This is a genomic window from Nocardia sp. NPDC058658, assembly GCF_042716665.1.
Lineage (GTDB): Bacteria > Actinomycetota > Actinomycetes > Mycobacteriales > Mycobacteriaceae > Nocardia.
This window is the reverse complement of record NZ_JBHXRR010000002.1, coordinates 313,187-325,822: the sequence shown is the minus strand read 5'-3', so window position 1 is coordinate 325,822 and position 12,636 is coordinate 313,187. Positions and strand designations below refer to the sequence as shown.

Genomic DNA, 12,636 nt, shown 5'->3' with positions numbered 1-12,636 from the left:
CCCGCGCCGTTCATCCCAGCACTACCAGCCAGATCGCGATGTAGTGGCACAGCGCCGCCACCACGGTCATCGCGTGGAAGAACTCGTGATGCCCGAAGTCCGGCCACGGATTCGGCCACTTGGTCGCGTACAGCACCGCCCCCACGCTGTAGATCACCCCACCCACCGCGAGTAGCACCAGCGGCGCGACCCCCACGTTGTGCAACAACTCGGGAATCACAGGCACGATCGCCCACCCCAACAGCAGATACAGCGGCACCCCCACCCACGCGGGCGCGGTCGGCCACAACAACTTCAGCGCCACCCCGGCGACAGCCCCCGCCCACACCACCACCAGCAACGTCTGCCCGGTCTTGCCCGGCAACCCGAGCAACGCGAACGGCGTGTAACTACCCGCGATGAACAGAAAGATCATCGAATGATCCGCCCGCTTCATCCGCACCCGAGTCTTCACACTCGCCCAGGTAACCCGGTGATACACCGCACTCACCCCGAACAGCGCACACACCGACACCCCATAGAGCAGCGTCGACAACCCCGCCGTCAACGAAGTGAGAAACCCGAACACCACGAGCACCGTCACCGCAACAGCGGAAACCCCCACCGCCCACGTATGAATCCACCCCCGAAACCGCGGCTTCAAGTGCGCACCGGCCTCAGTCAGAACCGCTTCCACGAAACCTCCCAAGCCAAAACCTACGGTACCGTAGGTTAGCCCAAACCGTACGCCGATCCCCACCTCGACACCACAAACGTGCCCACAACCACACCCACAGATCTCGCAAGAACATGGGTAACTCACCGGGTACGGGCTAACCCATCCCGTCCCCAAAAGCTTGCCGCGTCGCCACCCCATCTCGCACCTGGGTCTGGCCTAAATACTCGGGGAGGCGGGGGAGCGTAGGGTGCGGCTGTGGAGTTTCTTGGTCGGGTGCGTGGATTGCCGTACCGCATCTACGAAGCCAGGCTGTCGCAGCACCTGGCAGACAAGCAGCACCCCCGCCATGTCGCGGTCATGTGCGACGGCAATCGTCGCTGGGCGCGCGAGAACGGGTTCACCGATGTCAGCCACGGTCATCGCATCGGCGCGCTGAAGATCGCCGAGCTGGTCGGGTGGTGTTCGGAGCAGGGCATCGAGATGGTCACCGTCTATCTGCTCTCCACCGAGAACCTGCGCCGCGATCCCGAAGAACTCGAGACCCTGTTCGAAGTCATCACCGACGTCGTCGAGGAGTTGTCCGCCCCCGAGCAGAACTGGAGCGTGCGGATCGTCGGTTCGCTCGAGGGGTTCCCCGAACTGATCGCCAAGCGACTGAGGGTGGCCGCCGAGCGCACGAGTGGGCGTGACGGCGTGCACGTGAACGTGGCGGTGGGCTACGGCGGTCGTCAGGAAATCACCGACGCGGTGCGTTCGCTGGTGCGCCAGGAGATCGCCTCGGGCGAGTCGGGTGAGGATCTGGTGCAGTCGATCACGGTCGACGCGATCGGCCAGCACCTCTACACCTCCGGCCAGCCCGACCCGGATCTGGTGATCAGAACCTCTGGTGAGCAGCGACTTTCGGGTTTCCTGTTGTGGCAGAGCGCCTATTCGGAGATCTGGTTCACCGAGGCGTACTGGCCGGAGTTCCGCCGCGTCGACTTCCTGCGCGCACTAAGGGATTACGCCGCACGTCACCGCCGTTTCGGCGTTTGATGTCGTAGGGGTCGCGTACTCTGCGGTCAGTGCAACCCGAACAGCCTTCTTACATCAGCTACGAGGAATTCGGCAGGCGTTTCCTGGAATACGCCGTCTCCGAACAGCGTATCGCCGACGCGTTCGGCCAACTCACCGGAGCCGCTTTCGATTTCGGTCCGATCGGCGTTGGTCCGGGGCGGCTGGCGAAGGTCACCGCGCAGGTGGAGCTCGGGCAACCGCGAATCCTGCGCTTCGTCGACGCCTTCATCTCCTTCGAACTGACCATCCCGTTGCACGTGGACCTGGTGCTCGATCTGGCGGTCGACCGCTCCCGTTTCCGTGTCGACGGCACCGTCCATCTGCACCTCACCGCGCGCACGGCCGACCCGCTGCGGGTGGTCATCGATATCGCCGAGCCGCGGCCGGGGGATGTGCGGGTCAATGTCGCCAGCAGTTCCAAGCGTGGCGAGTTGCTGCGGGTGCTGGCCAGTGTCGATCACGAGATCCGGCGGTTCGTCGCTCGGTACATCGCGCAGGAGATCCGCAAGCCCGAGATCGCGGCGGTCCGCAATATCGACGTGGCGACCAGGTTGGACGCGGCCTGGAAGTTGTAGGCCCGCTTTCGGGCGGCTGCGCCGACTGTGTGGTTTAGGCTCCTGCGTGGGATCGGCCCGACGACACAATTGCAGGCAGGCAGGCAGGCAGGGGTGCTAGCTGTGGGAGTTGCGATGCAGGCGAGCGGATGGCGTGCGCGGATCGCGGTGATCGGTGCGGTGCTGGCGGTCGCCGGGTGCGGTGGTGTCGACCAGCCCGCGCTGCCGCAGATGACACCCGCCGAGGAGCAGGCCGCCGAGGGCGATGTCTTCGCCTATCGCACCGATGCCGAACTGGCGGTGGTGCGTGGCACCGAAACCGCCCGCGCGCCGGGCAGTTTCGGCTATTCGTCGGGACCGGTCTCGTTCACCAGGGATGGGAAGTACGCGTTCGCGGTGGAGGCCAACAGCAAGACGATCGTCGCGTTGGGTGTGCAGGACCGGTCGGTGTCGCGCATTCCGTGTGAGTGCACCGACGCGGTGGGATTGCGCGGGTCGGTGCTCGGCTGGTGGCGGGAACCGGGGCAGATCATGATCATGGACCTGGCCGGGAACGAGCCGCCCGCACCCGAACGCGAGATCGTCCTGCCGGAATCGCCGAGCCCGCTGACCGGCGGTGGCTGGGACGGCGCGAAACTGGTCGCGGCCACCGACGAGTACGTGCTGCTGGCCCGGGTCGAATCGCGCGGGCTGTGGTGGGAGAAGAGCCACCTCTACGCCATCGGCGCCGACGCGATCCTGCCGCTCGGCCGCGTGCCCGGCATCGACGCCGGACTCACCGCCGCCGCCGGACCCGACGGACATACCTTCGTACTGGCCGGTGCCACGGCCCGCAGCGCCACCTGCGGCAGCGGCAATGTGGCGACCATCGACGCCGCCACCAACGCCGTCCGCGCGCTGCCCACCCTGCCGGGCGAGTGCTCGGCCGCCTACAGCCCGCGCTGGAGCGCCGACGGTTCGATCACCATCGCCGCCCGCAAGTGGCCCGACGTCACCGGCGCGCCGAGCATGGTCGACCGCCTGCAGTCGGCGGCGCAGGGCTGGGCGCCGGTCGGGGAGTACCCGGTGGTCGACATGCTGCCGCGGACGCCGAACTCGGCGATCGAGGTGGTCGCCGGTGAGCCCACCGCAGCACGCGGCGCCCCGCACGGGGTGTTGGTGGTGCACAAGGGCGGCACCCGTGCGGAATTGGCGACGCAGGTCGTTTCGTTGGGCGCGCCAACTCCCGCCGCCGGGTAGGCGCTACCCCGCGGCCGGGTAGACGTTACTGCGCAGCAGTCATCCCCCGGCCGTGAAAGCTGTTGGTGCTCAGGCGGATCAGAGCTTGCGTAACCGCAGCCTGTTGATCGTGTGGTCGGAGTCCTTGCGCAGCACCAGGGTTGCGCGCGGACGGGTCGGCAGGATGTTCTCCACCAGGTTGGGCCGGTTGGTGGAGTTCCAGATGTCGCGCGCGGCCGAGGTGGCCTGCTCGTCGCTGAACGCCGCGTAGTGGTGGAAGTGGGCGTCGGGGTCGGCGAAGCCGGTGTTGCGCAATGCGAGAAAGCGCTGCACGTACCAGTTTTCGATGTCCTCGATGCGGGCGTCGACGTAGATGGAGAAGTCGAACAGGTCCGAGACCATCAGTCGCGGACCGGTCTGCAGCACGTTCAGGCCCTCGACGATGAGGATGTCGGGCTGGCGCACGCAGTGCTTCTCGTCGGGCACGATGTCGTAGGACTTGTGCGAATACACCGGCGCGCACACCTCTTCGGCGCCCGACTTCACCTCGGTGACGAACCGCAGCAGCTTGCGCCGGTCGTAACTCTCGGGAAAGCCCTTGCGGTGCATGATCCCGCGACGGGTGAGTTCGGCTGTGGGATAAAGGAATCCGTCGGTGGTCACCAGGTCGACGCGGGGATGGTGATCCCAGCGCGCCAGCAGCGCCTGCAGCACGCGCGCGGTGGTCGACTTACCGACCGCCACACTGCCCGCCACGCCGATCACGAACGGCACCTGCTTGTCGGGATGTTTCTCCCCGAGGAACGTGGCGGTGGCGGCGAACAACCGCTGCCGCGCCGCGACCTGCAGGTGGATCAACCTGGCCAACGGCAGGTAGACCTCGGCGACTTCCTCGAGGTCGATCTGCTCGCCGAGACCGCGCAGGCCGGTGAGCTCGTCCTCGGTCAGTACCAGGGGAGTCGACTTGCGCAGGGTGCGCCACTGGCTTCGATCGAACTCCACATAGGGGCTCGGTTCACTCATCCGTGCCACCTACCCGACCCTCCGTCCGGGCGCATCCGCACAGCTTGGCTGCCCGTCTGGTGAGATCCGGGATAACTCTGACCGCATAGCGAGATTGTGCTCCGTACGCGCCGTCCGCGCGCAACGGGGGGTTTGGCTACTCGTCGGTAACTAGCAACAATGCCGAGGTAAGGCGCCATTTTCCGACCGACCACGTACTGTCGGTCGGATGGGGTCTCATCCACTTGTCACTGAATATCTGCGCCTCGGACTGGCTTTCGACCGCCTCGAAGACGGCTTCGTCGACGCCTACACCGGCGACCCGCAGCTGCGTCGCGATGTCGAGAACGCGCCGGTCCCCGAACCCGCCGACCTGGCCCGGCGCGCCGTCGACCTGCGCGCGGCCCTGCCCGATGCCGGGCTCTCGGCCCAGCGCACCGAATTCCTCGACGCCCACCTGGTGGCGATGGAGTGCTCGGCCCGCAAGTTCGCCGGCGAGCAGATCGGCTTCGTCGACGAGGTCCGCGCCTACTTCGACGTCGACATCGCCCCCGGCGACCCCGACGACTACCGCGAAGCGCACCGCCAGATGGACGAGGTGCTCGGCGGCGACGGACCCCTGGCAGAACGCGCCGCCGCCTTCCGGCGCGGCGACGAGATCCCCCCGGAGCGGCTCGCTGTCTGCGTCGAAGCGTTCTCCAGCGCCCTGCGCGAGCGGGTGCGTGACCGGTACCCGCTGCCCGACAACGAGCACGTCACCTATGAGGTCGTCGGTGACAAGCCGTGGTCCGGCTTCAACTACTACCTCGGCAATTTCACCTCGACGGTCGCGATCAACTCCGACCTCAAACAGCACATGGGTCACCTGCCCGCGCTGATCGCGCACGAGGCCTACCCCGGCCACCACACCGAGCACTGCCGTAAGGAAGCCGGACTGGTCGCGGCGGGCGAGGACGAGCAGACGCTGTTCCTGGTCAACACCCCGCAGTGCCTGATGGCCGAGGGCCTCGCCGACCTGGCCCTGCAGTCGATCGTCGGATCCGGCTGGGGTGTGTGGGCGCAGGAGATCTACGCCGACCTCGGCCTTCGATTCGACGGCGAGCGGGCCGAACGCTTCTCGATCGCGTCGGCGAAACTGCTGAACGTGCGTCAGGACGCCGCGCTGCTGCTGCACGATCAGCATCGCAGCGAGGACGAAGTGGCCCTGTTCCTGCAGCGGTGGATTCTGGCGACGCCGGAACGGGCACGGCAGTCGCTGCGGTTCCTGTCCTCACCGCTGTGGCGGGCCTACATCAGCACCTATGTCGAGGGGTACCGGCTGCTCGGCGGCTGGCTCGACGGTGCCGTGGACGCCCAGGATCGGGTCGAGCGGTTCGGGCGTTTGCTCGACGAGCCGCTCACGCCGGGGGCGATCCGGCGGATGAGTGTCGTTACTGGATGACGGCGCAACCACCAGGGTTCATCAGATTGCAGACCAGGTAGCTCAGGTGCAGCAGCAACGCCTCGATCGGATTCGACGGGGCGACGGCGGGGGTCACAGCGAACATGAGAGGTCCTTGGGTCAGAGGGATCAGGTGTAGATCACGCAATTCTGGCCGCCGGTCATGGTGCAGATCAGCTGCTGAATCGCCATCAGAAAAGCTTCGAACGGGGTGACCGGTGCGAAGTTCATACCTGTGTCATCGGTCACCGACGCACGAGTCGTTACGTGGGCGACCCGTGTTCGACGTCTATCGAACCTGGTCAGACCGGCTGTGACCCCGGTCTCCCGGGTGGCGGCCGCGAAGGTGTTGCGGTATCCCCGTGCTCGGCCCGCACACGGTCGGCAATAGACTCAGGTCCGTGACGCAGACGACCGCTTCGGTGAATACCCAGTCTCTCGGTGAGCTCGATCCCGAGTTGGCCGCCGCGATGGCGGGCGAGCTCGCCCGCGAACGCGACACCCTCGAGATGATCGCCTCGGAGAACTTCGTGCCGCGCGCGGTCCTGCAGGCGCAGGGCTCCGTCCTCACGAACAAGTACGCCGAGGGTTACCCGGGCCGCCGCTACTACGGTGGCTGCGAGGCCGTCGACGTGGTGGAGACCCTGGCCCGCGACCGCGCCAAGGAGCTCTTCGGCGCCGAATTCGCCAATGTGCAGCCGCATTCCGGCGCGCAGGCCAACGCCGCGGTGCTGATGGCGCTGATGAACCCGGGCGAGACCCTGCTCGGCCTCGACCTCGCGCACGGCGGTCACCTCACCCACGGCATGCGCCTGAACTTCTCGGGCAAGCTCTACGACGTGCACTCCTACGGTGTGTCGAAGGAAGACCACCGCATCGACATGGACGAAGTGCGCGACATCGCACTGAAGGCCAAGCCGAAGGTGATCGTCGCCGGATGGTCGGCCTACCCGCGCCACCAGGACTTCGCGCGCTTCCGCGAGATCGCCGACGAGGTCGGTGCCTACCTGTGGGTCGACATGGCGCACTTCGCCGGCCTGGTCGCCGCCGGTCTGCACCCCTCGCCGGTTCCTTACGCCGACGTCGTGTCCTCCACCGTGCACAAGACCCTCGGCGGTCCCCGCTCCGGCCTGATCCTGGCCAAGCAGGAGTTCGCCAAGAAGCTCAACTCCGCGGTGTTTCCCGGCCAGCAGGGCGGCCCGCTCATGCACGTGATCGCCGCCAAGGCCGCCGCGTTCAAGATCGCCGCCACCGAGGAGTTCGCCGACCGTCAGGTCCGCACCCTCGCGGGTTCGCGCATCCTCGCCGAGCGTCTCACCGGCGCCGACGTCAAGGACAAGGGCATCTCGGTCCTCACCGGCGGCACCGACGTGCACCTGGTCCTGGTCGACCTGCGCAACTCCGAGATCGACGGCCAGCAGGGCGAAGACCTCCTCCACGAGGTCGGCATCACCGTCAACCGCAACGCCGTCCCCTTCGACCCGCGCCCCCCGATGGTCACCTCCGGCCTGCGCATCGGCACCGCAGCCCTGGCCACCCGCGGCTTCGGCGACGCCGAATTCACCGAGGTAGCCGACATCATCGCCGCCACCCTCGCAGGCACCTCCGACGTCGAATCCCTGCGCGCCCGAGTCTCCCGCCTGGCCCAGAGCGTCCCGCTCTACCAGGGCCTCGAAGACTGGCGTCTGCTCGGCTGAGCCCGAAGTCCTTGTGCGGCAGTCCCGTTGGTTCCTCGGAGCCGGCGGGACTGCCGTTTTTTGTCGCGGAGTTGTGGTGCCGTTCGACCGGCCGCGCTTGCGGCAACAGGGGCCGACGTGCTGCGTCGGGGCGACAGGGGTCGCGGAATGTGATTGTCGGAACACACAAAGTTCTGGGGAATTGCCTACGGGGCGGACGAAATACGGAATGGTCAGTCCGTATGGAATATCGACGTGAGCTCGCGCGTGCGGTCGGTGGGGAGGTGCACGCGTTCGAATTGCTGTCCGAGGCCGAGGCCAGGGAGCTGATCGAACTGTTCCACACCGCGCGAGACAACGAGGGTCGGGCGCTGCGCCGAGCCATCGACGCCGCACTCACGGCGATGCCCGTTTCGTTGCGCAAGGTCACGCGCAGAATCATTTTCGGTAGCTGAACCCATGATCGAAACCGAACTGGAAGCCCAGACTCAACTCGTCGTCCTCGCACGCACCCTGCAGGTGCCGCCGCAACACCTCGCCCCACTGGCCCGCCTCGGCGCGGTGCATCTGTCGGCGATCCACGAGCAGATGTTGCGCGCCCTGCACGCCGAGCACGCCGATACTTTCCGGCGGGTCAGTCCGGTCGTGCCGATCTTCCCGGTCGCGCTCGGCGTCAACCTGTTCGAGCGGGTCGTTCCGCCGGTACTGGCGGCCAGGTTCCTCGGCGCCATCGGCGTTCGCCACGCCGAGAAATGCGCCCAGGCCCTGTGCATGGTCGACGCCATCTACGCCGCCGACGGTGCCCCCTTCCTCGACCCGAACGTCTTCGAAGTGCTGATGCGCTACGGCAAGCCCGAGCCGATCACGCTGATCATCAACGAACTGCTGCGCCGGCGCGATTATGTGACCGCGGCCCGATTCCTGTCGGTGGTCGACGAACGGATCATCGCGGAACTGGAACGCAACGTCCTCGACGACGCAGGCCTGATCTTCACCGCCGCCTACGCCTACCCCGCACACACCCTCACCCGGATCGTCGAGCAGTTGCTCGCGGGCCCGCGCCAACGGATACCGGGCATGCTCCAAACGGTATTGGCCGGTCCACCCGCCCTGCATCACGCGATGCTGGCGCTGCTGTGCAAGATCGATCCGGCGGTGGCCGCCACCCTCGGCGACATTCTGTTCGGCCGCGGTTCCGTCCACGAAGTCGGCCGGTTCCTGTTGACCGCGGTGGACCGCAACGCCTCCGCCGCCCTGCTCACCGTGATCGGCCGTCTCTATCCCGTTGCCCTGTGGGCACTGTCGACCAACCCGCAGTTCGCCGACTTCGGTGTCCTGGACGCGCTGGTCCGCTCACTGGACGGCAGGGTCGAAGCCGACCCGTGGCGCGGCCTGTTCGCCCTCTCCGCCCGCCTGAGCGAACCCGCGCGCCGCCACATCGCCGCCACCCTCACCGAACTCGACGAAAACTCGGTAGCGGCCCTGCCCGCCCACGCCACCGACGCCGCCTACTGGCCCGCCCTGCTCCAACTCCTCGCCGAATCCGAACCGGCCGCCCAATCCCGCGTCGCCGCGATCTGGTCGCGACTTTCCCCCGAATGGCAATCAGGCATCGAACGCCACATCCACGAAAACCGCTACGACACCCGCCTGAGCCGCATCACCGAAGCCCTCACCACCATCACCCCCGAGGAAGTCTTCTTCCGCCGCCGCCAGCAGATCCGCCAACGAGGAGAAGACCACTTCGCGTCCTGGTAAGGGCCGCCGATGGCCGAGCTCGCTACCTCCTCGAGTCCGTGATGAAGTCGCGATTCAGGTCGAGTAGAACGTGGTCGGCGGTAAGGAGTTGGAGCCCTTCGTAGTTCGCTTGAGAAACGATCAACCGGTCGAAGGGATCGTGCTTGGCCAGTTCTGGGAACTCGCGCAGGCCCTCCGCGTGTTCACCGGTGACGTCGAGAACGCTCAGGCCCTGAGCGGTCAACAATTCGGTGAAGGCAGCCGGAATGCTGAGCTTGCCGAGCATCGACTTGATTGTCAGCTCCCATACGGACGCCGCAGAGACATAGACCTCCGCAGTTGTGGAAATCGACTGACGAGCGGCGGCTCCCAGTCGAGGATTGCCATCGAGCGTCCACAGTGCGGTTTGGCTGTCAAGCAGAAGCATCGGCGTCGTCTCCGTAGAACATCCGCTGAATGTCTGCGTCGACATCGAACGCCGAGTCGTCGTAGGTGAGTTGACCCCGCAGGCCGCCGATGGTAACCGGGGCGCTTCGATGCGGCACAAGGTCGGCGATGGGCTGACCTGCCTTCGAGATCACGATCCGCTCGCCCTTGGACACCCGCTCGAGCAGCCTCGACAGGTGTGTCTTCGCTTCGTGGATGTTAACCGTCGTCATTCTTCGGATTCTACCGGACTTAGTTCAACTTAGTCTATGCAACAAGAGGGCGCAGGGTTCGGCCGACCTGGTCGACGACGCCGGGTTCGTGGCCGTTGGCGACCATGTTGACGATGATGCCGTCGATGCCTTGGTCGAGCACGCGGGCTTGGATCTGTTCGGCGACTTCGGCTGGGGTGCCGGCGAATTGGCGGTCGGCGAGGCTGGCGCGGCGTTCGGCTTCGGTCATGGTGGACAGGTCGATGCCGAGGCGAGACAGCATGGTGGACTGCAGTTTTCGGGCGCGGTCACCGTCTTCATCGGCGATCACGAAGGCGAGGAAACTGGTTTCGAGAGTGGCGGGATCGCGGCCTGCCTCGTCGCAACGTTGGTGCAGCGCATCGAGCTTGCGCGGCAGCTCGGAGGCGTTGCAGATGATGTTGAGGTGATCGGCGAAACGGGCGGCCAGCCCGAAGGTCTTCTTCTCGCCGCCACCACCGAGCAGAATCGGCAGGTCGTCGCGGATGCGCGGCTCGTTCATCGCGTTCTCGGTGCGATACCACTTGCCGTCGAAGGTGGAACGCTGCCCGCGCAGCATCGGCGTGATGATCTGCAACGCCTCGTCGAGCCGCTCGAACCGCTCGGTGAACGTCCCGAACTCGAACCCGTACTGCTGATGCTCCAACTCGAACCACCCCGCCCCGATCCCGAGCACCGCCCGCCCATCACTGACCACATCGAGGGTGGTGACAGTCTTGGCGAGCAGCGCCGGATTCCGATAGGTATTCCCGGTCACCAAGGCCGACAACTGAATTCGCTCGGTCGCGGTAGCCAACCCCGACAGCGCCGAGTAGGCCTCGAGCATCGGTTCCTCGGGCTCCCCGATCACCGGCAACTGATAGAAATGATCCATCACGAAAGCGGCATCGAACCCCGCCCCCTCAGCCTCCCTGGCCTGCGCGATCACCGCGGGAAACAACGCCCGCACCGAAGCGGTGTTGCTGAAGTTGGGCATCTGATAACCGAGGCGAATGCTCATGTCATCGACGATAGAACCTGGAGTGCACTCCAAGTCAAGACCTGCTCCGCGGGCATCGCGGCAAACTATAGGTAGATATGAAACATGGAAGAGGAAGGCCAATGATGAGCAGCTTCAGAAAATGGGATCGGAACGCCTATCGTCAGCGCATAGGCGACGAGGAAGCCGCGCGTCGTCGCAGCGCCATCATGGCCGAACAGATGGGGTACCAGGTCGAGCGTGACAACCTCGATGAGTTGATCGCGGACTTCGAACGGGTGAACGGCACTGCCGACCTAGATGCAGTGGCGGACAAGGTATCCCGGCTGCGCAAGCCATCGAGGTAGGCGGTGAGTCCCCCTTGTGTGCGATAGAACGTACACTCGCGGCGTCGTCGCTGATCACGGCCCGCTGCTGTCGATGATCCCGTGCGTTGGCGGACGAGCTATCCGGCGTGGAGTCGGCGTCATCCCTGATACGACGATCCATTCGAAGGGGCGATGATGCCATCGCCGACAGTATCCCGGACCTTCGCGGCATTCGACCGATCAGAATCGGGTGCGGAGTGGGACGCGGTTGTGTCGGTCGGTGGACTATCGGTCGGTGCGCCCGCTTCCACATCGGTTCGGCGGACGGCCGGTAGGAAGTACCGTTCCGGGCGCTCTGTGCACTCCAAAGTCACCAGGGTCCAAGCGAAAACACCGTACACCCACACCGTGAGCAACCAGCGGAATCGTGGATAGCGGCCGGTGTCGCGATCGACGATCACCAGGTCGAACATCAGTTTGCCGATGGTGGTGTGGGAAAATGTTTGCAGTACAACGCGATCGAGGAACGAGACGGCAAGGAAGGTTGCGACCGCGACCCGTGGATCCACCGGTGGGAGGTCGCCCGTGCGTGTGGGAGCTGTCATGGTTTCGATGGCGAGGGCGATTCCGGCGGCGAGAGTCAGGTGAATGGCGACATCGGTCAGATAGGCCAGCCAGCGGCGAAGCTTTCGCGGGGTCGGGTACCGGGTGTCGTCGAACCCGCCGAAGTCGGGTGGGAGCTCGACGGTGGGAGAGCCCGGCGGCGGCACCATCCGCAGGTGTCCGTCGACCCGCTTCGCGGTGAACCCGTTCGCGGCCACAGACTCGGTTGGCGCAAGTCCGTGTTCGTCGTTGCCCGCCACGTTCGCCGGATTTTCGTGCTGGTCGGGCATCGCTCGCCGCTGCGGGGCGCCTTCTTGTGCGAGGTGGGCGCGGATTTCGAAGGTCGTCGGCATGGACGCCCAGCAATAGCGCAGATCCGCGCCGCCGGGGCGTGAGAGAACCCCGCGTCGCAGCGGATCGCCGGCGAACCAAACATGCGTCGTCGACTCGTCGAAGAGTTGTCCGCGCACGGCGGGCCAGGTGTTGAGCTTGTGGGTTCGGACCGCTTGCCCCTGCTCGTCGATCAGCGTGATGTATTCGTTGTTCCCACACCAGTATTGGACCTGCCAGCGCGTCCAATGTTCGCGCAACGCACGCCGTCGTCGCTCGGCGATCCACACGCCGAAAGGTGCCACAGGTCCACAACAAACCAGCATGAGGAACCCCACGCCTAAACCCAGACTCGCTGCCGCACGGCCGATCTGGCTGCTCGGTGCTGGAGCGCTGA

General features: G+C 65.9%; 14 protein-coding genes. 8 read left to right on the top strand and 6 right to left on the bottom strand.

From position 1 onward, the window contains the following. Nucleotides 1–10 precede the first annotated feature (10 nt). Nucleotides 11–664: a hemolysin III family protein gene (locus ACFWUP_RS06835; RefSeq protein ID WP_379231749.1), complete on the bottom strand. Its 654-nt coding sequence runs from the start codon at nt 662–664 to the stop codon at nt 11–13. A 249-nt stretch (nt 665–913) separates the two neighbouring features. Between ACFWUP_RS06835 and ACFWUP_RS06830 the strand changes: the two genes are divergently transcribed. The 3 genes from ACFWUP_RS06830 (at nt 914) to ACFWUP_RS06820 (ending at nt 3,507) form a co-directional block, all read left to right on the top strand. Next, a complete protein-coding gene (locus ACFWUP_RS06830; protein WP_379231540.1) occupies nt 914–1,693 on the top strand; it encodes an isoprenyl transferase in 780 nt (259 codons plus the stop codon). 29 nt (nt 1,694–1,722) lie between these two features. Continuing rightward, nucleotides 1,723–2,289: a hypothetical protein gene (locus ACFWUP_RS06825; RefSeq protein WP_379231538.1), complete on the top strand. Its 567-nt coding sequence runs from the start codon at nt 1,723–1,725 to the stop codon at nt 2,287–2,289. A 114-nt stretch (nt 2,290–2,403) separates the two neighbouring features. Beyond that, nucleotides 2,404–3,507 carry a hypothetical protein gene (locus ACFWUP_RS06820; RefSeq protein ID WP_379231536.1) on the top strand — a complete coding sequence of 368 codons (1,104 nt, stop codon included), beginning with the start codon at nt 2,404–2,406 and terminating at the stop codon, nt 3,505–3,507. A gap of 78 nt (nt 3,508–3,585) precedes the next feature. Here the strand turns inward: ACFWUP_RS06820 and coaA are convergent, their stop codons facing one another. Further along, nucleotides 3,586–4,518 (bottom strand): type I pantothenate kinase, encoded by a 933-nt coding sequence (coaA, locus tag ACFWUP_RS06815; protein WP_379231534.1) that lies wholly within the window; start codon nt 4,516–4,518, stop codon nt 3,586–3,588. 199 nt (nt 4,519–4,717) lie between these two features. On the opposite strand from coaA, the gene ACFWUP_RS06810 reads away from it, so the two are divergent. The 4 genes from ACFWUP_RS06810 to ACFWUP_RS06795 all read left to right on the top strand — a co-directional run bounded on the left by ACFWUP_RS06810 (nt 4,718) and on the right by ACFWUP_RS06795 (nt 9,363). After that, nucleotides 4,718–5,929, top strand: a complete 1,212-nt coding sequence (locus tag ACFWUP_RS06810; RefSeq protein ID WP_379231532.1) for a DUF885 domain-containing protein — start codon at nt 4,718–4,720, stop codon at nt 5,927–5,929. A gap of 401 nt (nt 5,930–6,330) precedes the next feature. After that, nucleotides 6,331–7,626 (top strand): serine hydroxymethyltransferase, encoded by a 1,296-nt coding sequence (gene glyA / locus ACFWUP_RS06805; protein WP_379231530.1) that lies wholly within the window; start codon nt 6,331–6,333, stop codon nt 7,624–7,626. Nucleotides 7,627–7,847: 221 nt separating this feature from the next. Further along, entirely contained in the window at nt 7,848–8,060 is a 213-nt protein-coding gene (locus ACFWUP_RS06800) for a hypothetical protein (RefSeq protein ID WP_379231528.1), read from the top strand. 4 nt (nt 8,061–8,064) lie between these two features. After that, nucleotides 8,065–9,363 carry a hypothetical protein gene (locus ACFWUP_RS06795; protein ID WP_379231527.1) on the top strand — a complete coding sequence of 433 codons (1,299 nt, stop codon included), beginning with the start codon at nt 8,065–8,067 and terminating at the stop codon, nt 9,361–9,363. Nucleotides 9,364–9,385: 22 nt separating this feature from the next. Here ACFWUP_RS06795 and ACFWUP_RS06790 read toward each other — a convergent pair whose 3' ends face one another. From ACFWUP_RS06790 to ACFWUP_RS06780, 3 genes are read right to left on the bottom strand one after another with little or no spacing between them, the layout of a single operon-like run. Next, complete coding sequence (locus ACFWUP_RS06790; protein ID WP_379231525.1) at nt 9,386–9,769, bottom strand: type II toxin-antitoxin system VapC family toxin; 384 nt, start codon at nt 9,767–9,769, stop codon at nt 9,386–9,388. After that, nucleotides 9,756–10,001 (bottom strand): type II toxin-antitoxin system Phd/YefM family antitoxin, encoded by a 246-nt coding sequence (locus ACFWUP_RS06785; RefSeq protein WP_379231523.1) that lies wholly within the window; start codon nt 9,999–10,001, stop codon nt 9,756–9,758. Before ACFWUP_RS06785 ends, ACFWUP_RS06790 begins: the two co-directional genes overlap by 14 nt. 34 nt (nt 10,002–10,035) lie before the next feature. Beyond that, nucleotides 10,036–11,019 (bottom strand): LLM class F420-dependent oxidoreductase, encoded by a 984-nt coding sequence (locus ACFWUP_RS06780; RefSeq protein WP_379231521.1) that lies wholly within the window; start codon nt 11,017–11,019, stop codon nt 10,036–10,038. Between the two features lie 101 nt (nt 11,020–11,120). On the opposite strand from ACFWUP_RS06780, the gene ACFWUP_RS06775 reads away from it, so the two are divergent. Continuing rightward, nucleotides 11,121–11,345 carry a hypothetical protein gene (locus tag ACFWUP_RS06775; protein WP_379231519.1) on the top strand — a complete coding sequence of 75 codons (225 nt, stop codon included), beginning with the start codon at nt 11,121–11,123 and terminating at the stop codon, nt 11,343–11,345. 119 nt (nt 11,346–11,464) lie between these two features. On the opposite strand, the gene ACFWUP_RS06770 is transcribed toward ACFWUP_RS06775, so the two are convergent. After that, nucleotides 11,465–12,544 carry a hypothetical protein gene (locus tag ACFWUP_RS06770; protein ID WP_379231517.1) on the bottom strand — a complete coding sequence of 360 codons (1,080 nt, stop codon included), beginning with the start codon at nt 12,542–12,544 and terminating at the stop codon, nt 11,465–11,467. Between the last annotated feature and the right edge of the window lie 92 nt (nt 12,545–12,636).